This window comes from uncultured Vibrio sp. (genome assembly GCF_947488985.1).
GTDB lineage: Bacteria > Pseudomonadota > Gammaproteobacteria > Enterobacterales > Vibrionaceae > Vibrio.
On the sequence record NZ_CANLBV010000024.1, the window covers coordinates 21579 to 44460 of the forward strand.

23 protein-coding genes are annotated in these 22882 nt (G+C 45.8%); 15 read left to right on the top strand and 8 right to left on the bottom strand.

Translation table 11 applies throughout. The features are described from left to right. Positions 1–25: 25 nt before the first annotated feature. From Q1A70_RS07865 to tkt, 6 genes are all read right to left on the bottom strand, one after another. Positions 26–739 carry an oxidative stress defense protein gene (locus Q1A70_RS07865; RefSeq protein ID WP_299688746.1) on the bottom strand — a complete coding sequence of 238 codons (714 nt, stop codon included), beginning with the start codon at positions 737–739 and terminating at the stop codon, positions 26–28. A gap of 336 nt (positions 740–1075) precedes the next feature. After that, positions 1076–1942 (bottom strand): small-conductance mechanosensitive channel MscS, encoded by an 867-nt coding sequence (gene mscS / locus Q1A70_RS07870; protein ID WP_299688744.1) that lies wholly within the window; start codon positions 1940–1942, stop codon positions 1076–1078. Between the two features lie 361 nt (positions 1943–2303). Next, complete coding sequence (gene fbaA, locus Q1A70_RS07875; RefSeq protein ID WP_299688741.1) at positions 2304–3380, bottom strand: class II fructose-bisphosphate aldolase; 1077 nt, start codon at positions 3378–3380, stop codon at positions 2304–2306. Positions 3381–3535: 155 nt separating this feature from the next. Beyond that, a complete protein-coding gene (locus Q1A70_RS07880) occupies positions 3536–4699 on the bottom strand; it encodes a phosphoglycerate kinase (RefSeq protein ID WP_299688738.1) in 1164 nt (387 codons plus the stop codon). Between the two features lie 151 nt (positions 4700–4850). Then, positions 4851–5900: an erythrose-4-phosphate dehydrogenase gene (epd, locus tag Q1A70_RS07885; protein WP_299688806.1), complete on the bottom strand. Its 1050-nt coding sequence runs from the start codon at positions 5898–5900 to the stop codon at positions 4851–4853. A 210-nt stretch (positions 5901–6110) separates the two neighbouring features. After that, positions 6111–8105 carry a transketolase gene (tkt, locus tag Q1A70_RS07890; protein ID WP_299688735.1) on the bottom strand — a complete coding sequence of 665 codons (1995 nt, stop codon included), beginning with the start codon at positions 8103–8105 and terminating at the stop codon, positions 6111–6113. A 353-nt stretch (positions 8106–8458) separates the two neighbouring features. Between tkt and metK the strand changes: the two genes are divergently transcribed. From metK to ruvX, 8 genes are all read left to right on the top strand, one after another. After that, on the top strand, positions 8459–9613 hold the full coding sequence (gene metK / locus Q1A70_RS07895; RefSeq protein WP_010435682.1) for a methionine adenosyltransferase: 1155 nt from the start codon (positions 8459–8461) through the stop codon (positions 9611–9613). Between the two features lie 367 nt (positions 9614–9980). Beyond that, the gene (locus Q1A70_RS07900) at positions 9981–10778 is read left to right on the top strand and encodes a DUF2189 domain-containing protein (RefSeq protein ID WP_299688732.1); all 798 of its coding nucleotides are present in this window, start codon (positions 9981–9983) and stop codon (positions 10776–10778) included. Positions 10779–10859: 81 nt separating this feature from the next. Further along, the gene (locus Q1A70_RS07905) at positions 10860–11360 is read left to right on the top strand and encodes a SprT family zinc-dependent metalloprotease (RefSeq protein WP_299688729.1); all 501 of its coding nucleotides are present in this window, start codon (positions 10860–10862) and stop codon (positions 11358–11360) included. A 316-nt stretch (positions 11361–11676) separates the two neighbouring features. Next, on the top strand, positions 11677–12408 hold the full coding sequence (locus tag Q1A70_RS07910) for an endonuclease (RefSeq protein ID WP_299688726.1): 732 nt from the start codon (positions 11677–11679) through the stop codon (positions 12406–12408). 159 nt (positions 12409–12567) lie between these two features. After that, positions 12568–13299: a 16S rRNA (uracil(1498)-N(3))-methyltransferase gene (gene rsmE, locus Q1A70_RS07915; protein WP_299688723.1), complete on the top strand. Its 732-nt coding sequence runs from the start codon at positions 12568–12570 to the stop codon at positions 13297–13299. Positions 13300–13308: 9 nt separating this feature from the next. Continuing rightward, a complete protein-coding gene (gene gshB, locus Q1A70_RS07920) occupies positions 13309–14259 on the top strand; it encodes a glutathione synthase (RefSeq protein ID WP_299688720.1) in 951 nt (316 codons plus the stop codon). Positions 14260–14373: 114 nt separating this feature from the next. Continuing rightward, entirely contained in the window at positions 14374–14937 is a 564-nt protein-coding gene (locus tag Q1A70_RS07925; protein WP_299688717.1) for a YqgE/AlgH family protein, read from the top strand. A 51-nt stretch (positions 14938–14988) separates the two neighbouring features. Continuing rightward, positions 14989–15411: a Holliday junction resolvase RuvX gene (gene ruvX / locus Q1A70_RS07930; RefSeq protein WP_299688714.1), complete on the top strand. Its 423-nt coding sequence runs from the start codon at positions 14989–14991 to the stop codon at positions 15409–15411. 338 nt (positions 15412–15749) lie between these two features. On the opposite strand, the gene Q1A70_RS07935 is transcribed toward ruvX, so the two are convergent. Together Q1A70_RS07935 and Q1A70_RS07940 are read right to left on the bottom strand one after the other, a co-directional pair. Then, a complete protein-coding gene (locus tag Q1A70_RS07935) occupies positions 15750–16859 on the bottom strand; it encodes a PilT/PilU family type 4a pilus ATPase (RefSeq protein ID WP_299688711.1) in 1110 nt (369 codons plus the stop codon). A gap of 14 nt (positions 16860–16873) precedes the next feature. After that, a complete protein-coding gene (locus Q1A70_RS07940; RefSeq protein ID WP_299688708.1) occupies positions 16874–17911 on the bottom strand; it encodes a type IV pilus twitching motility protein PilT in 1038 nt (345 codons plus the stop codon). 26 nt (positions 17912–17937) lie between these two features. Here Q1A70_RS07940 and Q1A70_RS07945 point away from each other — a divergent pair, with 26 nt between their 5' ends. The 7 genes from Q1A70_RS07945 (at position 17938) to hemW (ending at position 22768) form a co-directional block, all read left to right on the top strand. Then, the gene (locus Q1A70_RS07945) at positions 17938–18642 is read left to right on the top strand and encodes a YggS family pyridoxal phosphate-dependent enzyme (protein ID WP_299688705.1); all 705 of its coding nucleotides are present in this window, start codon (positions 17938–17940) and stop codon (positions 18640–18642) included. A gap of 77 nt (positions 18643–18719) precedes the next feature. Beyond that, positions 18720–19538, top strand: coding sequence for a pyrroline-5-carboxylate reductase (proC, locus tag Q1A70_RS07950; RefSeq protein WP_299688702.1), 819 nt, complete (start codon positions 18720–18722; stop codon positions 19536–19538). A gap of 57 nt (positions 19539–19595) precedes the next feature. Next, a complete protein-coding gene (locus Q1A70_RS07955) occupies positions 19596–20153 on the top strand; it encodes a YggT family protein (RefSeq protein WP_299688699.1) in 558 nt (185 codons plus the stop codon). A gap of 29 nt (positions 20154–20182) precedes the next feature. Beyond that, positions 20183–20473, top strand: coding sequence for a DUF167 family protein YggU (gene yggU, locus Q1A70_RS07960; protein ID WP_299688696.1), 291 nt, complete (start codon positions 20183–20185; stop codon positions 20471–20473). Between the two features lie 28 nt (positions 20474–20501). Beyond that, a complete protein-coding gene (locus Q1A70_RS07965) occupies positions 20502–20933 on the top strand; it encodes a DUF4426 domain-containing protein (RefSeq protein WP_299688693.1) in 432 nt (143 codons plus the stop codon). A 48-nt stretch (positions 20934–20981) separates the two neighbouring features. Beyond that, positions 20982–21581 carry an XTP/dITP diphosphatase gene (locus tag Q1A70_RS07970; RefSeq protein ID WP_299688691.1) on the top strand — a complete coding sequence of 200 codons (600 nt, stop codon included), beginning with the start codon at positions 20982–20984 and terminating at the stop codon, positions 21579–21581. Then, positions 21581–22768, top strand: a complete 1188-nt coding sequence (hemW, locus tag Q1A70_RS07975; RefSeq protein ID WP_299688688.1) for a radical SAM family heme chaperone HemW — start codon at positions 21581–21583, stop codon at positions 22766–22768. The genes Q1A70_RS07970 and hemW overlap by 1 nt, the downstream gene beginning before the upstream one ends. Positions 22769–22882 lie beyond the last annotated feature (114 nt).

Here is a 22882-nt window from a genome sequence, read left to right on the forward strand (position 1 = left end):
CCTATCACTCTTTAGGTATGGTTAATCAGTTGCCTAATTGGTAGATAACATTGACACGATCACGAATGGTGATCGTTGAGTCTTGATAGGTATTTGATTCTGATCGCGCATCCATCGCCATTGAGCGCATGAGTACTGGCTGTGAAGACTGCGCATTGTAGTCCACTCGCCACACATCACCCAGATTGCGCTTAAATCCACTCGCCAATGACTTAGCCTTAGCTGTAGCGTCTTTTATTGCTTCCATACGAGCTTGCTCTTGGTACTTCGCTTGATCACGCACTTGCAGCTGGATGTTATCGATCTGATTGATACCCTGACTAATGGCGATATCCATATAGTCATTGAGCTGAGTTAAGTCATTCACCTGAACCGTGACATTCCGTGAGGCTCGGTAACCCACGAGTTCTGGCTTGCCATCTTTCGGATGATGATACTGCGGGGACAAGTATAGGTTTGAACTACGGACGCTTTCCTGAGCAACCCCTGCTTGCTGTAGCTCATTAAGAAAGTCCGTCACAACCGTATCTACAGCCATTTTCGCCTGCTCAGCAGTCATCATAGACTCAACGACCCTGACGGAGAAGTTCGCCATATCGGGCGCTGCTATCACTTCACCATAACCCGTCGTCGAAATGTGAGGAAAAGACGGAGAGTTAGCGAGCAATGGGAAACTTACCACACTCAAAACAGCGGTAAAGGTGAGAGACGTTGCTAACATCTTTGGTACAAATGTCATAATGTAAACCTATGCTGAACAAATATCCTTTATCATAGAGTAATTTATCGCATAACCAATCTCCACTCTCGACTTCTAACAGAACTTTGACGCTGAAAAAAACGTTTATTAGGGCTGGGATGGTAAGTAAACGCAATCTCGATTTCAGGTACCTTTAAGTAACACACCTTCCAGTCCCCAAAAGCAAAAGGCCAAAGAATACAGTGATCAATACTGGTCGCTTGAAGCTCTCTATTCGAGCAACAAAAAAGGCGGATAACCTAAGTTATCCGCCTTTCCTTGTCGAAGCTTGTCGCTATAAAATTAAAAGCTTATGGCGATAAAATCGAATAGAGATTACGCATCCACCTTGTTCATATGTACGTCCATTTGTGGGAATGGAATTTCGATCCCTTCATTATCTAAGCCTTCTTTAATCGCCTGCATAAGATCAAAGTAGACATTCCAGTAGTCAGCAGTCGCAACCCATGGGCGAACCACAAAGTTAACGGAAGAGTCGGCTAATGTGTGAACGCCAACTTGAACGCCAGGCTCTTTCAATACACGCTCATCGGATTCGCAGATCTTAGTCAGTAGCGCTTTTGTCTTCTGAAGATCGGCGTTGTAAGACACCCCAATCATAAGATCAATACGTCGTGTATCGTGACGAGAATAATTGGTAATTGGACTACCAATAACGCTGCCGTTTGGCACGACGACCATTTTGTTGTCAGGTGTGGTGAGAACCGTTTGGAAAATTTGAATCGATTCCACCGAGCCAGCTACGCCGCCAATCTCCACATAGTCACCCGACTTGAATGGACGGAATGCCACAATAAGGACACCAGCTGCAAAGTTAGATAACGAACCTTGCAGTGCAAGACCAATCGCTAAACCTGCCGCACCAATAACAGCAACCACAGAGGCCGTTTGCACGCCAAGGCGACCAAGAGCAGCAATCAGAACAATAACAAACAACAAGTAACGAACTAAACCATGAATAAAGTCTACAACCGCTCGGTCCATATTCTTCTTCTGAAGAACCTTAGACACACTATTCGCAACGGCTTTTACAATCAGGTTACCAATAAATAGGATAACCAGTGCAGAAATGATATTGACACCGTATTGAATAAATAGATCTGAATTATTTGTTAACCACTGCTCTGCTTGAGATAAACCATCCACAATGGGGGTCTCTAGCGCTGCCGAACTTTCAGCCATAATGTGCATCCTCTCTATAATATGCTGTGAGCTAAACTGCCTGAATCCAAACTGACTCAACAATAAAAAAAACAACCTAGCAATATTAAGTTGTTGTCTTGATAGTAAGTTTAAGCCAAGTCCTTTTTACACACTGAACTAAGTTCAGCTTTTCGGCACATGCCTTGACGGTGACGGATAGCAAATCTTACACCAATAAACACCGCTCAATAGAAAGCTAAAGTGCCGATAACTAAAAGACTACGAGAATTATTCACGGCAGGCTAGACTTTTCACACATTTATTACATTTTTCTATCAAATATAAAAAACCCGCTCAGTGAGCGGGCTTTTAAAACTTAAATAGTACCTAATTCAAAGAATTATAGTACATCGATAGCGTTTAGGTCAGCGAAAGCTTTCTCTAGACGAGCAACCATTGAAGATTGACCAGCACGTAGCCATACGCGTGGATCGTAGTACTTCTTGTTTGGTGCGTCTTCACCAGTAGGGTTACCGATTTGACCTTGTAGGTAATCGTGGTTCTCAGCTTCGTAAGAACGGATACCATCCCAAGTTGCCCACTGTGTATCAGTATCGATGTTCATTTTGATAACACCGTAGCCGATAGACTCTTGGATTTCAGCTTCAGTAGAGCCAGAACCACCGTGGAATACGAAGTTTAGAGCGTTAGGTGCGATACCGAACTTCTCTGCACAGTATGCTTGAGAGTCACGTAGGATAGTTGGAGTTAGAACAACGTTACCTGGCTTGTAAACACCGTGTACGTTACCGAAAGAAGCTGCGATAGTGAAACGTGGGCTAACAGCGTTAAGTTTCTCGTATGCATATGCTACGTCTTCTGGAGAAGTGTAAAGCTCAGATGCGTCCATGTGAGAGTTATCTACGCCGTCTTCTTCACCACCAGTACAACCTAGTTCGATCTCTAGAGTCATGTTCATCTTAGCCATGCGACCAAGGTACTCAGCACAGATTTCGATGTTTTCTTCTAGAGACTCTTCAGAAAGGTCGATCATGTGAGAAGAGAAAAGAGGCTTACCCGTTTGTGCGAAGAACTCTTCACCAGCGTCTAGTAGACCGTCGATCCAAGGAAGCAATTTCTTAGCAGCATGGTCAGTGTGTAGAATCACTGGGATACCGTAAGATTCAGCCACAGCGTGAACGTATTTCGCACCCGCTACAGCGCCAAGGATTTGTGCACCTTGACCTTCAAGTTTAACACCTTTACCAGCGAAGAAACCTGCACCGCCGTTAGAGAACTGAACAACAACAGGAGCTTTAACTTTAGCTGCTGCTTCTAGTACGCCGTTAATTGAATCAGTGTTAACAACGTTTACCGCTGGAAGCGCAAATTTGTTTTCTTTTGCTACTTCAAATACTTTCTGTACGTCATCGCCAGAAATCACACCAGGTTTTACAAAATCGAAGATCTTAGACATGGAAATAGTCCTATTTATTCTATCGTTTTAAAATCAAAAAACTTAAGTTTTATATTTGCAATCGTTTGCTCACAACTTGTTCTATTTTAGCAAAAAGGAATGAAACGCCGCAAACGTTAAAAAGGCGAGATTCACATCTCGCCTTTTTAAATTCATTATGCTTTAGCACGCTCTTCAAGCATTGCTACTGCAGGAAGTACTTTACCTTCAACGAACTCAAGGAAAGCGCCACCGCCAGTTGAGATGTAAGAAACATCCGCCTGGATACCGAACTTGTCGATAGCCGCTAGAGTGTCACCACCACCCGCTACTGAGAAGCCTGCAGACTCAGCGATTGCTTTAGAAATACCAGCTGTACCCGCTTCGAAGTTTTTGAATTCGAATACGCCTACCGGGCCGTTCCAAAGAATTGTTTTTGCGTTGCCGATGATTTCAGCAAGTGCCGCTGTTGAATCTGGACCAAGGTCAAAAATCATGTCGTCGTCTTGTACGTCAGCAACGTTCTTGATTTCAGCTTCAGCGTTTTCGTCGAATGCTTTCGCACATGCAACATCAGTTGCAACTGGGATAGCACACTCTTTCATTAGCTTCTGAGCCGTTTCAACTAGGTCTGCTTCGTATAGAGATTTACCTACGTTGTGGCCTTCAGCTGCGATGAAAGTGTTCGCGATACCACCGCCAACAACCAGTTGGTCAGCAATTTTAGAAAGAGATTCTAGAACAGTTAGCTTAGTCGAAACCTTAGAACCACCAACGATAGCCACTAGTGGACGCGCTGGGTTATCCATTGCTTTACCAAGTGCTTCAAGCTCAGCTGCAAGAAGAGGACCAGCACATGCTACAGGAGCGTAAGTGCCCACGCCGTGTGTAGAAGCTTGAGCACGGTGAGCGGTACCGAATGCATCCATTACGAAGATGTCACATAGCGCAGCGTATTGCTTAGAAAGAGCTTCTTCGTTCTTCTTCTCGCCTTTGTTAAAGCGAACGTTTTCAAGAACAACAAGTTCACCAGCGTTTAGTTCTAGACCATTTACGTAATCTTTCGCCAGTTTAACGTCGCAATCTAGTGCGTCGTTTAGGTAGTTCACTACAGGAGCTAGAGAGAACTCTTCGTTGTATTCGCCTTCAGTAGGACGACCAAGGTGAGAAGTAACCATTACCTTTGCGCCAGCTTCTAGGCAAAGTTTGATCGTTGGTAGAGATGCAAGGATACGTGCATCTGAAGTTACTTTACCGTCTTTTACTGGTACGTTTAGGTCAGCACGGATAAATACGCGTTTACCTGCAAGTTCCAGGTCAGTCATCTTGATCACAGACATGATTTGTCCTCTCAAATTTAAATAAATATAAAGTTTTGGAAACTCAGCAATCTAGCTAAGCCTATAAATTATTCAACTGGTACTAATATGTGGATTGTTTGGATTTATTTCAAGCTAAAAAATAAATAAATCGCACATTTGCTCCTAGGTCTTACTTGTTGCCTTCGGAAGCTTGCATTGCAAGTACCGTATCCAGCATCCGGTTTGCAAAGCCCCATTCATTATCACACCACACCAACATTTTTACTAAGTGGCCATTGCTCACTCGAGTTTGTGAACCATCAACGATTGCGCTATGGGGATCGTGATTAAAGTCGATGGATACGAGTGGCGCTTCAGTATAGTCAACTATATTACGTAATGTACACTGGGACGCGTTAACAATGGTTTGATTTACGTCATTAACTTTCACATTTGCATTAATTGTGACACTTAAATCCATCGCAGTGACATTTACTGTCGGTACTCGCACAGATATCGCTTCAAACTTGTTGGAAAATTTCGGGAAGATCCTTTCAATACCTTTATGCAGCTTGGTATCGACCGGAATGATCGACTGACTAGCAGCTCGAGTACGGCGTAAATCACTATGATATGCATCGATCACTTGTTGATCGTTCATTGATGAGTGAATGGTCGTAATGGTGCCAGATTCAATGCCAAAAGCATCATCGAGAACCTTAATAATAGGGACAATGCAGTTAGTGGTGCACGAACCATTGGAAACGATTCGATGATCGGCTTCGATAGTGTCGTGGTTAACACCGTAGATAATCGTATTATCAAGGTCATTAGCTCCCGGGTGGGAAAACAGCACTTTTTTCGCCCCAACCGCAATGTGCGCGAGGCCATCACCTCGACAACCGTAAACACCGGTGCAATCGAGAACAATATCGACCTCTAGATCACGCCAAGGCAGTAACTCAATATCGGCAAGGTGTAAGATACGAATCGTATCAAACTCGCCTTTATCTTCAGTACCAAGGCCATGATGCACATAGATATGCTCTTGATCGTTGGAGATTCTTTTGCCGAAGCGGCCGTGACTGGTATCGTACTGCAATAGGTGAGCCATAGCGTCAGGCTGAGCCAGCTCATTGACAGCTACTACTTTGATTTGTTGGCTTTTACCACTTTCATAGACAGCGCGTAATACATTACGCCCTATTCTTCCAAATCCGTTTATCGCGACTTTTAGCATAGTTCCATACATCTCACCAAAATTTCGTGCCACGGATAATAACCGAATCCTACCTAAAAGGCATTAGTTGAATAATTCAGTGTCCCCATATAGATGCCTCTGATGATTATAAGGGGTGCATAACTCAACAAACTCCACAGACAAAAAAACCGAGCTCTACGCTCGGTTTTTTATTCATTTCACTGCTACCGCTAGGCTAGCAATCAATGATTAAGCAAGAAGCTCTTTTGCCGTATTCACTACGTTTTCAGTTGTGAAACCGAACATCTTGAACAGTTCACCTGCTGGTGCAGATTCGCCGAACGTTGTCATGCCGATGATCTTGCCACCAAAACCAACGTACTTGTACCAGAAATCAGCGATGCCAGCTTCGACAGCGATACGTGCAGTTACGTCAGATGGAAGTACAGACTCACGGTAGTCAGCGTCTTGCTTATCGAATGCGTCAGTTGCAGGCATAGAGACTACGCGTACTGCTTTGCCTTCAGCGGTGAGTTGTGCAGCTGCTTCAACAGCAAGCTCAACTTCAGAACCTGTTGCAATGATGATTAGCTCTGGCTTACCAGCACAATCTTTCAGGATGTAACCACCCTTAGCAATGTTTGCTAACTGCTCAGCGTCACGATCTTGTTGTGCAAGGTTTTGACGAGAGAAGATCAAAGATGTTGGGCCATCTTTACGCTCGATAGCCAGTTTCCATGCAACAGCAGACTCAACTTGGTCACATGGACGCCATGTGCTCATGTTTGGCGTTAAACGTAGAGAAGCGATCTGCTCAACCGGTTGGTGAGTAGGACCATCTTCGCCAAGACCGATAGAGTCATGCGTGTACACTTGGATGTTCTGAACTTTCATCAGCGCAGCCATACGCATTGCGTTACGCGCGTATTCCATGAACATTAGGAAGGTTGCGCCGTACGGTACGAAACCACCGTGCAGAGCGATACCGTTCATGATAGCCGTCATACCGAATTCACGTACACCGTAGTGGATGTAGTTACCAGAGAAGTCAGTGGCTTCAAGAGACTTAGAACCAGACCACATAGTTAGGTTAGAAGGCGCAAGGTCAGCAGAGCCGCCCATGAATTCTGGAAGCATTTGACCAAACGCTTCTAGTGCGTTTTGAGAGGCTTTGCGTGAAGCGATGTTTGCTGGGTTAGCTTGCAGATCGGCAATGATTGCGTTTGCTTTCTCTTCCCACTCAGCTGGTAACTCACCGTTTAGACGACGCTTAAGCTCAGCAGCTTCTGCTGGGTATGCGGCTGCGTATGCATCAAACTTCGCGTTCCAAGCCGCTTCTTTCTCTGCGCCCGCCGCTTTTGCGTTCCAATCGGCAGCGATATCCGCTGGGATTTCGAAAGGACCGTGTTCCCAACCAAGTGCAGCTTTAGTTGCTGTGATTTCATCAGCGCCTAGTGGAGCACCGTGACAGTCGTGTGTACCTGCTTTGTTTGGAGAACCAAAACCGATGATAGTTTTAGTACAAATAAGCGTTGGACGAGGATCCGCTTTAGCCGCTTCAATCGCAGCGTTGATAGCATCAGAATCGTGACCGTCTACCGCTGGGATTACGTGCCAGCCGTATGCTTCAAAACGCTTAGGTGTATCGTCAGAGAACCAACCTTCAACTTCACCATCGATAGAGATGCCGTTGTCATCCCAGAAAGCAACCAGCTTACCAAGACCTAGCGTACCCGCTAGAGAGCACGCTTCGTGAGAGATACCTTCCATTAAACAACCATCACCCATGAATGCATAAGTGTAGTGGTCGACGATGTCGTGGCCTTCTTTGTTGAACTGAGCCGCTAGCGCTTTCTCAGCCATTGCCATACCAACAGCGTTCGTGATGCCTTGACCTAGAGGACCCGTTGTTGTCTCAATACCAGGAGCGTAACCGTACTCAGGGTGACCTGGCGTCTTAGAGTGCAGTTGACGGAAGTTTTTCAGGTCTTCAATTGAAAGCTCGTAGCCTGTTAGGTGAAGCAAAGAGTAAATCAACATTGAACCATGGCCGTTAGATAGGATAAAACGGTCGCGGTCAGCCCACTCTGGATTTGCTGGGTTGTGGTTCAAGTGGCCACGCCAAAGAACTTCAGCGATGTCAGCCATACCCATAGGTGCGCCTGGGTGGCCTGAATTGGCTTGTTGAACACCGTCCATGCTAAGTGCGCGGATTGCATTGGCTAGATCTTTACGAGAAGGCATGTCTGCTCCTGAGTACATAAGCGATTTAAAAAAGAGATTGGTGCTAAAGTGTCATTTTTATTAGCGCGGGTATTCTCTCAAACGACTATAGTGACTGCAAACGTTTTACTGGCATTTAAACGGTCAATTTTCGCAAAATGGAACATTCACTCCCCCTGGCAATTCATTCCCTCAATCTATACGCAAACGTTTAGTTATGACATATCATAAAAAAGAGCTTGTAATTCGAGTACTGGAAATTAGAATAGCCGTCTAGATGTAGAAACACCTACAGAACATACCGTACTTTATGGCGGCGCTTGCTAGCTTGCGACACCATAATAATTACACTTACAACTTAAAGTGGAGCTCTCATGGCTAAGCACCTATTCACTTCTGAATCTGTTTCAGAAGGTCATCCAGATAAAATTGCAGACCAAATCTCTGATGCTGTTCTTGATGCCATCTTGGAACAAGATCCAAAAGCACGTGTTGCTTGTGAGACTTACGTAAAAACCGGCATGGTTATGGTTGGCGGTGAAGTTACAACGTCTGCCTGGGTTGATATCGAAGAAATCACTCGTGAAACAGTACGTGAAATTGGTTACGTTCATTCTGATATGGGCTTTGACGCTGACTCTTGTGCTGTTCTAAACACCATTGGTAAGCAGTCTCCAGACATCAACCAAGGTGTTGATAAAGCGGATCCTAAAGAGCAAGGCGCTGGCGACCAAGGCATCATGTTTGGTTACGCGACGAACGAAACACCGATCCTAATGCCAGCTCCAATTACTTACTCTCACCTTCTTGTTAAGAAGCAAGCAGAAGTGCGTAAGAGTGGTAAACTTGACTTCCTTCGTCCAGATGCGAAATCACAAGTTACCTTCCAATACGATCAAGGTAAAATTGTTGGTATTGACGCTGTTGTTCTTTCAACTCAGCACTGTGATTCAGTGACAACGCCTGACCTACGTGAAGCGGTAATGGAAGAGATCATCAAGCCAGTTCTTCCTGCTGAGTGGATCAACAAAGACACTAACTTCTTCATCAACCCAACAGGCCGTTTCGTAATCGGTGGCCCAATGGGTGACTGTGGTCTAACTGGTCGTAAGATCATCGTTGATACCTACGGCGGCGCAGCTCGTCACGGTGGCGGTGCATTCTCTGGTAAAGATCCATCAAAAGTTGACCGTTCTGCAGCTTACGCGGCTCGTTACGTTGCGAAAAACATCGTTGCAGCTGGCATGGCTGACCGTTGTGAGATTCAACTGTCTTACGCTATCGGTGTTGCAGATCCAACCTCTATCATGGTTGAAACGTTTGGTACTGAAAAAGTAGCTCACGAAATCATCATTGAAGCCGTTCGTCAAAACTTCGACCTACGTCCATACGGTCTTCAAGAGATGCTGAACCTTCTTCAGCCTATCTACAAGCAGACTGCTGCATACGGCCACTTCGGTCGTGAAGAGTTCCCTTGGGAAGCAACTGACAAAGCAGCAATCCTTGCAGACTTCGCTGGCCTAAAATAATTTAGCCACTGCAATTGATTTCTTTAAAGCCCTTGCTTGTTAGTAAGGGCTTTATTTTTATGTACTTACCGAATATTTCCCCACTATAGATTCCCTTCAGTCCTTATTTACCGTTAACCACTTAGTATAAAAAGTCGCTGATAATTTGTGTTTTCGACTACTACTGACAATAGTTAAGGTAATTCCTAGGCGCTCAAGCTCACATTTAAGTTAACGTAATTCAATCTAATAACACTCGTTAAATGCACGCTAGAACAATCACTGGGATGACTATGAGCAATTTAGCTCAACACCATAACTCTCACGTAAGCCACACCACAGAGCCTTATGGAACTATAACTAGGACGTTATTTAACTAGGGGGATCTATGCCTCGTACCGCACACCCATCCGAATTGAACGATAAAAAACATAAGGTCAGCGATCAGGATTACGCTCGAACCATTCCTTGCAACCAAATCAGCATTTCCGCGCCCTTTCATTGGTTGTCACTTGCTCTCCATGACTTAGTCAGAATGCCATTAATCAGTGCGTTTTACGGACTGTGCTTTATGGCGGCAGCCATCGCGATAGTACAACTCGTCCAATGGCAAGGCACCCACTTGGTCGTGATGCCCAGCTTGATAGTATATATGCTGATAGGGCCTTTTTTAGCTCTGGGTTTGTATGACGCAGCTTGGGAAAGAGAAAAAGGGCACCACGCTAGCCTACTGCATTCGATGAAAGCCATCACTCGTAATTCCACCCACCAATGGGCCTTTGCGATTGTGTTGATGGTTGCGATGATATTCTGGATGCGCATCGCCGCCCTATTACATGCGCTTTACCCGTCAGTTCAAGGGGCACCATTGGCTGAATTCGCTCCCTTCTTAATTACGGGCTCTGTGATTGGTTTTGTTATCGCAAGCCTTATATTTAGCATCTCCGCCTTTTCAATACCCTTGATGATGGAGAGACGCGTGGATGTAATGAGTGCGATTTTTACGAGCTTTAACGCCGTGAAGTCAAACATCCCTGCAATGGTGGTTTGGGCAAGTATTATTTGTACTGGTATCTTGGTCGGGTTTGCGACCTACGGCATCGGAATGATCGTCACCATGCCACTGCTCGGTTATGGTACGTGGCATGCTTATCATGAGATAATTAAAAAGAACCACCACCTATAAACCATCGCAAGAACCCCAAGCAATGTTATGATGAGACCTTAGCTACAATGCTGAGGTCTTTTTACTTGGAGTTAACTACGCTTGTCATACACCCCGCTACAACATCGCACCAATAAAAAATTGGCCGAGTGCCTAGCTATCGCTAATCAACATTTCTCTCGTGAGTTCCCATGCCCAACCATCACTTACAAATTAAGAGGCAAGGCAGCGGGTAAGGCCTATTTACAGCTTAATGAAATCAAGCTCAACCCTGTTTTATTCCGCGAAAATGAAGACGCTTTTATTAACGAAGTGCTCCCCCATGAGCTCGCACATCTGATCACTCATCAAGTCTTTGGCCGAGTAAAGCCTCATGGCAATGAGTGGAAATACGTGATGGAAACGGTATTCCACGTATCAGCCAAAACCACGCACAGCTTTGAGATTCACTCTGTACAAGGCAAAACCTTTGAATACCGTTGCGCCTGCACGGTTTATCCACTCACAATCCGACGTCATAACAAGGTGCTGCGCAATCAATCAAGCTATCGCTGCCAGCAGTGCCAGCAAACTTTAGCGTTCACAGGTAACCAACTTAGCTAACCACTTAAAATTAAATGCACGCGATTTATCACCATTTTGCGGTGTTCTCGGCTTATCCTTCTAAGCTAGCGCCGCATCAATAACTCAGCCTTAAGGTTTCTTCCCCCAACATCACTGTAACTACAACTACAAAAAAGAAAAATCCGCTCCTCCACAAAAAACAGGCACAAGCCCCAGCAAGTTGGAGAGACCACAACCAAGCCATCTCTGCCTCAATAAATCGCGATCCAAGTATATAGATGATTGAAATGTAATAGAGGCATTTATCATTTGAGTGATAGACTCAGGTTTATCATACTTTTATCAGTCTTTTTCTATGCAAAACATCACTCAAAAAGCATTTGGCCTACCTGTGTCTTTTTACTTATCGATAGTATTTGGCCTACTGGTAACCCAAAGCGTTTTCGCCGCTCCACCGAGTTCATTCTCCAAAGCAAAAAGAGAAGCGGTGAAGATTTACCTCGACCACCCAACGTCATTTTATTGTGGCTGTGACATCACGTGGAAGGACAAAAAGAAAGGCATTCCCGACCTTGACGGTTGTGGCTATCAAGTAAGAAAACAACAAAAGCGAGCGAGTAGAATAGAATGGGAACACGTGGTACCTGCTTGGCAATTTGGCCACCAGCGTCAATGCTGGCAAGATGGCGGGCGTAAGAACTGCACACGAAATGACAAAGCGTTTAAATCCATGGAGGCTGACCTTCACAACCTAACCCCTACCATTGGTGAAGTGAACGGCGATCGTTCTAATTACAATTTCAGTCAGTGGAATGGCATGGATGGAGTGAGCTATGGCCAGTGTGAGATGCAGGTCAACTTCAAGCAACGTAAAGTTATGCCGCCTGACAGAGCTAAAGGCTCGATAGCACGAACCTACCTGTATATGAGCCAAGAGTATGGATTTAAGCTCTCTAAACAGCAAACCAAGCTGATGCTAGCATGGGACAAACAGTTCCCTGTCGATGAGTGGGAATGTACTCGTGATCAGCGAATCTACGCTATCCAAGGCAATCACAACCCATTTGTTCGCCAGGCTTGTCAATAACGCGACTCGCACCATCAACACCCACAGCAGCCACCATCTCGAACAAGAGTTTCATAATTGCTCCTGAAACTCTTGCTCTGCCCTTGTTTTTTCAACCAAAAGCATCCATGTTAGGCTGTAACAAAGTCCCCAAACGACACTATTTATAGGTTTACCAACATGAGAATCCCTCGTATCCATCACCCAGAACGCATTCATCAGTTAGGTTCACTCGCTTTATGCGAAGATGCCGCGGGTCATGTTGGTCGTGTCCTTCGCATGAAAGAAGGTCAAGACGTCCTGCTCTTTGATGGTAGCGGCGCTGAATTCCCGGCGACCATTGCTGAGGTATCGAAGAAGAATGTCACAGTGAATGTGACTGAGCGTATCGAGCGTAGCAGTGAATCTCCGTTAGACTTACATTTGGGCCAAGTGATTTCACGTGGCGACAAAATGGAGTTCACGATCCAGAAATCAGTTGAGCTTGGCGTCAACACCATTACCCCTCTGATTTCGGAGCGCTGCGGCGTCAAACTGGATGCTAAACGCTTTGAGAAAAAACTCGCACAGTGGCAAAAAATCGCTATTGCTGCGTGTGAACAGTCTGGTCGTAATACGGTGCCCGTTATCCGCCCTATCATGCAGCTTGAAGCGTGGTGCAGCGAACCCAGTGAAGCGATAAAGCTCAACCTGCATCCTCGTGCAAAGTACTCTATTAACACTCTTCCAGAACCGATCAACAAGGTACGTCTATTGATCGGCCCTGAAGGTGGATTATCCGCTGAAGAAATCGGCATGACAGAACAATACAAATTTGAAGAAACGCTACTCGGCCCACGTGTGCTTCGTACCGAGACAGCGGCTCTAACCGCAATTACAGCCTTACAAGTCCGCTTTGGCGATCTAGGCTAGGAGAAAAAAATGATCAAACTTGGCATCGTAATGGACCCGATCTCATCCATTAACATCAAAAAAGACTCTAGCTTTGCCATGATGCTTGAAGCTCAGCGTCGTGGTTACGAAATCCATTACATGGAGATGGATGATCTACATTTAGATCAAGGCGTCGCCATTGCTGACACAAAAGTTGTAGAACTAAAAGAAGATCCAAACGGTTGGTACGAATTCAAATCACAACAGACGATCGCACTATCTGATTTAGATGCAATATTGATGCGTAAAGATCCTCCGTTTGACACGGAGTACATCTATGCGACTTACATTCTTGAACGTGCTGAAGAAAACGGCGCGCTGATCGTCAACAAACCACAAAGCCTACGCGACTGTAACGAGAAGCTATTCACAGCTTGGTTCCCAGAGCTAACCCCAACCACCATAGTGACGCGTAAAGCTGATAAAATTAAAGAGTTTCGCGAAAAGCACGGTGATGTGATCCTAAAACCACTGGATGGCATGGGCGGCGCCTCGATCTTCCGCGTCAAGGAAGGCGATCCAAACGTATCGGTGATCATTGAAACCTTGACCAACCACGGTCAAAACTACGCGATGGCACAGACTTTTGTTCCCGACATCAGCAATGGTGACAAGCGTATTCTTGTCGTGGACGGTGAGCCGATGCCTTACTGCCTAGCTCGTATCCCTGCGAAAGGTGAAACTCGAGGCAACCTTGCAGCCGGTGGTACCGGTGAAGCACGTCCATTAAGTGATACCGATTGGGCTATCGCAAGAGCCGTGGCTCCAGCACTTAAAGAGAAAGGCTTAATCTTCGTTGGGTTGGATGTTATTGGTGATAAGCTGACCGAAATTAACGTAACAAGCCCAACTTGTATCCGTGAAATTGAAGCCGCTTTCGACATTTCTGTCACGGGTAAGTTAATGGATGCGATCGAACTCCGAGTTAACGCGAAATAGCCTAAACTAAAGAAAGCCTTTGCTATTTGCAAACTAGGTAATTAGGCACAGATTCAATGAGCGGCGTTACGCCGCTCTTTTTCCTTTACTGGCAACACACTGGCAGGAGGCGCTATGAACCTAACGAACCACTTTTTGGTCGCAATGCCCGGGATGAAAGATCCCTACTTTCAAAACTCGGTGATCTACCTTTGTGAGCACAATGACGAAGGTGCGATGGGCTTAATGATCAATGCACCTATTGATGTCACCGTCGGCAGCATGCTGAAGCAAGTAGAGGCTAAATCGACACAACCGAAACCCAACCAAGCCAGCCTTAATAAGCCAGTATTAAATGGTGGGCCGGTGGCAGAAGATCGTGGGTTTATTCTGCACAAGCCTAAGGGCAGCTATCAATCCAGTATCAGCATGACGGACCAAATCTCGGTGACCACATCAAAAGATATTCTGATGGTGTTAGGAACGGAAGATGAGCCTATGAATTATTTAGTCGCACTGGGCTATGCCGGGTGGGAGCCGGGACAGCTAGAAACCGAACTGACAGAAAACGCATGGCTCACAGTTGAAGCCGATCCTAAAGTCATCTTTGATACCCCCATTGCAGACCGCTGGAAAGTCGCAGTGCAGATGTTAGGTATAAATGCGGCCCAGCTTTCCGCTGACGCTGGCCACGCCTAGTTCAAGTTCACTATACAAAAACTCTCAAACACAGATAAATTTGGAAGATCCATGTCACGAACAATTATGGCATTTGACTACGGTACAAAAAGTATCGGTAGTGCGATAGGACAAGAAATCACAGGCACTGCAAGTCCTCTAAAAGCCTTTAAAGCCAAAGATGGAATCCCAAACTGGGACGACATCGAAAAACAGATCAAAGAGTGGCAGCCGAACCTTATCGTGGTTGGCCTACCTACCGACCTTCACGGTAAAGATCTGGCCACCATCACCCCTAGAGCCAAGAAATTTGCCAATCGTCTTAAAGGACGCTTTGGGGTTGAGGTTGAGCTGCATGATGAAAGATTATCAACCGCCGAAGCAAGAGCTGATCTTTTTGATATGGGTGGCTACAAAGCATTAAGTAAAGGCAATGTCGACAATCAATCAGCTGTGGTTATCTTAGAGAGTTGGTTTGAGGCGCAATATTTTTAATAAAAAATTAAGCGCCAAATGCTGAAAGTATTTTCTGATCCTATACTAATAACTCGACGTAATGTCGAGCACATTCATTATTAGGTAAGTGAGAATTCTTATGAAAATATTTCTAGTAATCTTCGCAGCTCTAGCAATCTCAGCATGTAGCTCAACAAGCTCCAACAATGCAGGTTATATGAATGACAATCCAACAAACTCAAAACTCGCTAATGTAAGCAGGAATCACAAGCGTTAATCGCACGGTTCATCAATGACAAACATAAAAAGAGTAGTGCGTGCCTGAGCTTACCCACTAATGGACTCAGGCATTTTTCATTCGTTAGCGGCCGATTAACCTACCCCATATCAATCTTGACGCCAGCCAGTGAACTAGTACTGGATTCATCATCACCGCGCCGAGTTTTCAGCATTAAGCGTAAATTATTGGCTGAATCGGCACTGTGAAATCCATCTTCTTCGCTGATCTTTCCGGCAATCACTAAGTCATACAAAGCTTGATCAAAGGTCTGCATACCGATCTCTTTCGATTTCGCCATAGTGGCCTTTAGCTCATGTAATTCACCTCGGCGAATTAAGTCTGATACTCGTGGGCTATTGAGTAAAATCTCGAACACACCATGGCGACCGCTGCCATTTTTATCACGAATCAATTGCTGAGCAACCACACCCCGCAAGTTCATCGACAAATCAAACAAGAACTGCTCTTTTTGCTCTTTCGGCACCAAGTGAAGAATACGCTCTAATGCTTGGTTGGCATTATTGGCGTGTAAGGTAGCCATGCACAAATGCCCTGTCTCGGCAAAAGTCATCGCGTACTCCATCGTCTCACGGCTGCGGATTTCACCAATCAAGATCATATCAGGCGCTTGGCGCAAAGAGTTCTTGAGCGCAACCTCATAACTCTCGGTGTCTAACCCAACCTCACGCTGGGTTACGATGCACTTTTTGTGCTCATGGACGAATTCAATCGGATCTTCAACCGTTAAGATATGGCCTGAACGATTGGTGTTGCGATAGCCTGTCATGGCGGCCATTGAGGTCGATTTACCAGAGCCTGTCGCACCAACCACCAGCACAAGTCCGCGCTTAGCAATTGAAAGATCTTGTAATACGTCAGGAAGCTTTAATTGCTCAAAGGTTGGGATGTTAGTCTCGATGCGTCGAATGACCGCTCCAGGTAGCTCTCGTTGAAAGAATGCACTGACACGAAAGCGACCAAACCCACGCACAATGGCAAAGTTTGCCTCACGTGTTTGCTGATATTCATCACGTCGGTCTTGCTCCATCATTGCATCAAGTAGCTGAGCAACCTGAGCTACATTTAACTTTTCGCCTTGAGGTCGCAATTCACCATCGACACGAAACAGGATAGGCGCATCAACGGTGATATAAAGATCCGATGCTTTTTGAGATAGCATCCCTTCAAGGATTTGATTCAATTCCATTTTGTTCACCTTGATTAAAACATTGAGGTTTCAATTTCGATCTTTCTCTCGACCTCTTCCGAGTCAACCAAGCCTTGAGCCATTAGCTGCTTCGCATTTTGCTCCATGGTCTGCATACCATGTGCTGCGCCCGTCTGAATGATCGAATACATCTGCGCGACCTTGTCTTCACGAATCAAGTTTCTGATCGCTGGTGTCGCCATCATGATCTCATGACAAGCTACACGACCGCCACCAACACGCTTCAACAGCTTCTGAGCAATGACCGAACGCAACGATTCAGACAGCATAGAACGCACCATGTCTTTGTCGCTCCCTGGGAATACATCGATAATTCGGTCGATAGTTTTAGCAGCAGAACTGGTGTGCAAAGTACCAAAGACCAAGTGACCGGTTTCCGCTGCGGTTAGCGCTAAGCTGATCGTCTCTTGGTCACGAAGCTCGCCAACAAGGATAACATCTGGGTCTTCACGTAACGCGCTGCGCAGCGCAGCTTTAAAGCTGTGAGTATCACGATGGACCTCACGCTGATTAACAAGGCATTTATTGTTGGTATGAACGAATTCAACCGGGTCTTCGATCGTCAGGATGTGCTTATTGTGGTTGCGGTTTACGTAATCAACCATCGCCGCGAGCGTCGTCGATTTACCAGAACCAGTAGGGCCAGTGACAAGCACTAAACCTTTTTCGTAGTTGGCAATCTTTTCAAAGATTTCAGGCGCACCAAGCTGTTCTAAAGTTGGAATTTCAACGGGGATAGTACGAAAGACAGCAGAACACCCCCGAGCTTGGTTAAACGCATTGACACGAAAGCGACCGACATTAGGCTGCTCAAAAGAGAAATCAACCTCCAGTTTCTCCTCAAACTCACCGCGCTGTGAGTCGTTCATGATCTCAAAAACCAAACGGTGCACATCAGCATGACTCAAAGCTGGGATTCCAAGCTTCCTTACTTCACCATCTATACGTACCATTGGAGATACACCCGCAGAAAGATGTAGATCTGACGCGTTATGCTTTACACTAAAATCTAGTAACTCAGTGATATCCATTTATTTTCCCTTAAGTAAAGTCAGCTATGAGTAGTATTCAACAAAATATCGAACAAATCACCTCACAGATTCGCAGTGCCGAGCAAAAGTGCGGACGATCTCCAGAGTCCGTGCAACTTTTAGCGGTCAGTAAGACCAAACCTATTGAGGCGATCCTAGAAGCCGCTCTTGGCGGCCAAGTTGCCTTTGGTGAAAACTATGTTCAAGAAGGTGTCGATAAAGTAAAACACTTTTCAGAACAGCATTCGAACCTCAATCTAGAATGGCACTTTATTGGCCCAATCCAATCTAATAAAACTCGCCCAATCGCCGAAAGCTTCCAATGGGTGCACTCTGTCGACCGCGATAAGATCGCGCAGCGACTCAACGATCAAAGGCCAAGCGCGCTGCCACCTCTGCAAATTCTTATTCAAGTGAATACCAGTGGCGAAGCATCGAAATCAGGAACATCAGAAGAGACAGTTTTTGCACTCGCAGAGTTGATTTCGTCACTGCCGAACCTCACCTTAAGAGGATTGATGTCGATTCCTGCAAACGTATCTGACTATCAATCACAGCTTCATGCCTTTTCTCAACTGGCACAGCTTCAACAAAAACTGGCCGCTAAGTATTCAAGCATTAATACCCTTTCTATGGGCATGAGTGGTGATATGGACGCCGCGGTTGAGGCTGGAAGCACCATGGTTCGTATTGGAACGGCTATTTTTGGTGCTCGAGACTACAGTAAATAGTCAGCAACACGTCACTAACAACAAGTATTGATACTGCTGCGCTTTGACGGCGCAGCCACAAGTTCAGGATCGGATATATGGAACATAAGAACATCGCCTTTATTGGGGCGGGAAACATGGTTCGCTCAATCGTAGCGGGCTTAGTCGCCAGTGGTTACCCAGCGCAAAAGATTACTGCGACAGCGCCTTCAGACACCAGAAGGCTGCCGTTAGAGCAAGAATACGGCATCAATACCACCAGCGATAATATTGCCGCAGCTGAGCAAGCAGACGTTGTTGTGTTATCAGTGAAGCCACAAATGATGGCTGATGTATGTAAACCCTTACAAAGCATCGACTTTAGCAACAGACTGGTTATCTCAATTGCTGCGGGTATTAATGCGAATAGACTCAATGAGATGTTAAACTGCCAGCTGAACCTTGTTCGTGTGATGCCAAACACGCCATCACTGCTTGGTAAAGGGATGAGCGGTCTTTATGCCGATTCAACGGTCAGCCAAAATGATAAAGACTTCGCATCTCAGCTGATGCAAGCCGTCGGTGAAGTTAGCTGGGTTGAGCAAGAGTCTGGTATCAATAACATCATTGCGGCAGCGGGAAGTGCTCCAGCTTACTTCTTCCTATTTATGGAAGCGATGCAAGCAGAGGCGATCAAGCAAGGTTTCGACCAAGAAACCGCTCGTAAATTAGTGCAGCAGTCTGCATTAGGTGCGGCAGAGATGGTGGTAGCGAACCCAGGCACTGAGCTATCGACACTGCGTGAACAAGTGACTTCAAAGGGTGGCACCACCGCAGAAGCACTACGCACGTTTAACGAACATCAGCTATCAGAGATCGTAGCGAAAGCCATGCAGGCGGCGGTTGCTCGAGCTGAAGAGATGGAAAAACTGTTTTAAGCATTTTGCCGTTTAAGGGGAACCTAGGCGGCAAATCACCCCGAAAAAGGAAACAATATGAACTCGATGAGCTTTTTGATCTCGACCGTTTTTGATCTTTACATCATGGTTGTGATCTTGCGTATCTGGCTACAAGCATCACGTGCCGACTTCTACAACCCATTCTCACAATTTATCGTCAAAGCGACACAACCCGTGGTAGCCCCACTGCGCCGAGTTATCCCATCCATCGGCAGCCTTGATCTTGCGACGGTGTTTTTCGCTTATGTGCTGTGTGTACTTAAGTTCGTCGCTCTAAACTTGATTATCTCTGGCGGTGCGGCTGTATTTGATATCAGCTTCCTGATCTTTGGCGCACTGTCTCTGCTCAAAGCGGCGGGTGGCTTGATCTTCTGGGTTCTACTTATCCGTGCCATCCTTAGCTGGGTGAGCCAAGGCCGTAGCCCAATCGAGTACGTATTCCATCAACTGACCGAACCAATGCTGATGCCTATCCGTCGTATTCTGCCTGACATGGGTGGCTTCGACCTAAGCGTTCTGGTTCTGTTCATTGTTCTGCAATTTGCAAACTTCCTAATGGGCGACATGATTGGTCCTATTTGGTTTCAATTATAATTCAAGCGCCAACACCGGGTCTTGTAATAATGCCAAAAGCAGTTTGGGTCGAGGAAGGCGATATTCTTCTTCGGCTCTATATCCAACCCAAAGCAAGCCGCGACAAGATTGTCGGCTTGCACGGTGAGGAGTTGAAAATAGCCATTACCGCCCCGCCGGTTGATGGTAAAGCCAATACCCACTTAACGAAATACCTTGCCAAACAATTTAAGGTCGCGAAGGGGCAAATTACGATAGAAAAGGGAGAGCTCGGTCGGCATAAGCAAGTTCGAATATGCTCGCCAAGCCAAATTCCCTCCGAAATCAAAGCCATCCTATGATGGCTTTTTGCGATTTATTGGAGTCATTATGCGTCTATGGATAACAGCACTACTCACCACTCTTATTGCCCTGCCCAGCTCAGCAGGACAGTTTAAGAACATCAAGGATGTCGAGGTTCACTACTCGGCTTTTAACTCCACGTTTTTAACTGCGCAGGTTGCTAAGCAATATCAGCTTAAGCGAAACGGCTACTCTGCCATTCTCAACATCAGCGTGATCGACAAGGCTTCCCTTGGCAAACCCGCTACAACGGCTAAAATCTCAGGAACAGCTAAAAACTTGGTGGGCAACACGCGCACCCTTAGTTTCCGAGAAATTAAAGAGGGTGATGCCATTTATTACCTTGCTGAATTTCCAGTAACTCACGAAGAAAACATCACCTTTACTATTGATGTTAACGCAGGCTTGAAAGGTACAGGTCCACTGCGCTTCACACAAAAATTCTATATTGAAGAGTAAGCACCAACCTTACCGTTCCATTTATTAACTGATTAGAGTCACATTCCCATGAGTAAGATTGTTTTAGCCACAGGCAACCAAGGCAAAGTTCGCGAAATGGCAGATATTCTGTCTGAGTTTGGTTTTGACGTTATCGCACAAAGTGAGTTTAACGTTTCAGACGTCGCTGAAACGGGCACGACGTTCATTGAAAATGCCATCATCAAAGCTCGCCACGCCGCGAAAGAAACAGGGATGCCAGCCATTGCGGACGACTCTGGTTTAGAAGTTGATATATTAAATGGTGCACCGGGCATCTACTCAGCTCGTTACTCTGGTGAAGGGGCGACCGACAAGCAGAACATCGAAAAGCTGCTTGATGCGATGCAAGGTGTTGAAACGGAAAAGCGTACTGCGCGTTTCCACTGTGTGTTGGTGCTAATGCGCCACGAAAATGACCCAACACCTCTAATATGTCACGGTAAATGGGAAGGCCGTATCCTGACCGAAGAACATGGTGAGAATGGCTTTGGCTACGACCCTATATTCTATGTACCAGAAGATAACTGCGCATCAGCAGAGCTTGAATCTTCACGTAAGAAGCAACTATCACACCGTGGTAAAGCGCTTGCGTCACTATTCAAAACCCTCAAGGAGCAGGCTCTGTAATGCACAATGCAGCGCTAATACCACCCGCACTTAGTCTCTATGTCCACATTCCATGGTGTGTACAAAAGTGCCCGTATTGTGATTTTAACTCACACGCTCTGAAAGCCGAGATCCCAGAAAAAGAATACATAGATGCACTGCTTGACGATCTCGATACCGATATCGAAAAGTACCAACTCAATGGTATGCCTCGCCCACTGCATTCGATCTTTATTGGTGGCGGCACGCCGAGTCTATTTTCTCCTGAAGGAATTGGCCGACTATTACAAGGCATTGAACAGCGCATCCCGTTCAAACCTGAAATAGAAATCACCATGGAAGCCAACCCGGGCACCATTGAAGCTGAACGTTTTGCCGGTTACCAAAAGGCTGGTATTACTCGTATCTCGGTGGGTGTGCAAAGTTTTGAACAAGAGAAGCTCGAAAGACTGGGGCGTATTCATGGTCAAGATGAAGCAGTGAGCGCCGCTCACTTAGCACATAAGATCGGATTGAATAGTTTCAACTTAGATCTCATGCACGGCTTGCCGGATCAAAGCATAGATCAAGCATTGGCGGATCTAGACAAAGCGATTGAGCTTAACCCCCCACACTTATCTTGGTATCAGCTAACAATAGAACCTAACACCATGTTCTATTACAAAACACCTAAACTGCCTGATGATGATGCTCTGTGGGATATCTTCGAGTTAGGCCATAAAAAGCTCGCAGACGCAGGCTATGTTCAGTACGAGATCTCAGGCTACAGCAAGCCAGGCTATCAGTGTCGGCATAACCTCAACTATTGGCGTTTTGGTGACTATCTGGGTATTGGCTGCGGCTCTCATGGCAAACTGAGCTTTGCGGATGGGCGCATTGTTCGCACCACTAAGATTAAGCACCCAAGAGGCTACCTAGCGGCATACCAGAACATGGTAAAAACCTATCTATCGGATGAATTTGAAGTGGCAAACGAAGATCGCCCTTTTGAATTCTTCATGAACCGTTTCCGGCTAATGGAAGCATGCCCAAAACAAGATTTCATTGATACCACGGGGCTTGGGTTTGACTCAATTGAGCCAACAATAGAGTGGGCAAAAGATCTCGGTTACTTAAATGAAAGCGACACGCACTGGCAGATCACTGAAAAAGGCAAACTTTTCTTAAATGATTTGCTGGAAGCCTTTATGACTGAAGAAGACGAATAGTTCGAGATTCGAGATTCGAGATTCGAGATTCGAGATTCGAGATTCGAGATTCGAGATTCGAGATTCGAGAAGTATTGTGTAAGGGTTGGCTTTAGGGTCAACCCTTTTTGTTTT

Coding starts and splice junctions, on each gene's coding strand:
- Q1A70_RS07865 (WP_299688746.1), bottom strand. CDS start 739: ATGACATTTGTACCAAAGATGTTAGCAACGTCTCTCACCTTTACCGCT.
- mscS (WP_299688744.1), bottom strand. CDS start 1,942: ATGGCTGAAAGTTCGGCAGCGCTAGAGACCCCCATTGTGGATGGTTTA.
- fbaA (WP_299688741.1), bottom strand. CDS start 3,380: ATGTCTAAGATCTTCGATTTTGTAAAACCTGGTGTGATTTCTGGCGAT.
- Q1A70_RS07880 (WP_299688738.1), bottom strand. CDS start 4,699: ATGTCTGTGATCAAGATGACTGACCTGGAACTTGCAGGTAAACGCGTA.
- epd (WP_299688806.1), bottom strand. CDS start 5,900: ATGCTAAAAGTCGCGATAAACGGATTTGGAAGAATAGGGCGTAATGTA.
- tkt (WP_299688735.1), bottom strand. CDS start 8,105: ATGCCTTCTCGTAAAGATCTAGCCAATGCAATCCGCGCACTTAGCATG.
- metK (WP_010435682.1), top strand. CDS start 8,459: ATGGCTAAGCACCTATTCACTTCTGAATCTGTTTCAGAAGGTCATCCA.
- Q1A70_RS07900 (WP_299688732.1), top strand. CDS start 9,981: ATGCCTCGTACCGCACACCCATCCGAATTGAACGATAAAAAACATAAG.
- Q1A70_RS07910 (WP_299688726.1), top strand. CDS start 11,677: ATGCAAAACATCACTCAAAAAGCATTTGGCCTACCTGTGTCTTTTTAC.
- rsmE (WP_299688723.1), top strand. CDS start 12,568: ATGAGAATCCCTCGTATCCATCACCCAGAACGCATTCATCAGTTAGGT.
- gshB (WP_299688720.1), top strand. CDS start 13,309: ATGATCAAACTTGGCATCGTAATGGACCCGATCTCATCCATTAACATC.
- Q1A70_RS07925 (WP_299688717.1), top strand. CDS start 14,374: ATGAACCTAACGAACCACTTTTTGGTCGCAATGCCCGGGATGAAAGAT.
- ruvX (WP_299688714.1), top strand. CDS start 14,989: ATGTCACGAACAATTATGGCATTTGACTACGGTACAAAAAGTATCGGT.
- Q1A70_RS07935 (WP_299688711.1), bottom strand. CDS start 16,859: ATGGAATTGAATCAAATCCTTGAAGGGATGCTATCTCAAAAAGCATCG.
- Q1A70_RS07940 (WP_299688708.1), bottom strand. CDS start 17,911: ATGGATATCACTGAGTTACTAGATTTTAGTGTAAAGCATAACGCGTCA.
- Q1A70_RS07945 (WP_299688705.1), top strand. CDS start 17,938: ATGAGTAGTATTCAACAAAATATCGAACAAATCACCTCACAGATTCGC.
- proC (WP_299688702.1), top strand. CDS start 18,720: ATGGAACATAAGAACATCGCCTTTATTGGGGCGGGAAACATGGTTCGC.
- Q1A70_RS07955 (WP_299688699.1), top strand. CDS start 19,596: ATGAACTCGATGAGCTTTTTGATCTCGACCGTTTTTGATCTTTACATC.
- yggU (WP_299688696.1), top strand. CDS start 20,183: ATGCCAAAAGCAGTTTGGGTCGAGGAAGGCGATATTCTTCTTCGGCTC.
- Q1A70_RS07965 (WP_299688693.1), top strand. CDS start 20,502: ATGCGTCTATGGATAACAGCACTACTCACCACTCTTATTGCCCTGCCC.
- Q1A70_RS07970 (WP_299688691.1), top strand. CDS start 20,982: ATGAGTAAGATTGTTTTAGCCACAGGCAACCAAGGCAAAGTTCGCGAA.
- hemW (WP_299688688.1), top strand. CDS start 21,581: ATGCACAATGCAGCGCTAATACCACCCGCACTTAGTCTCTATGTCCAC.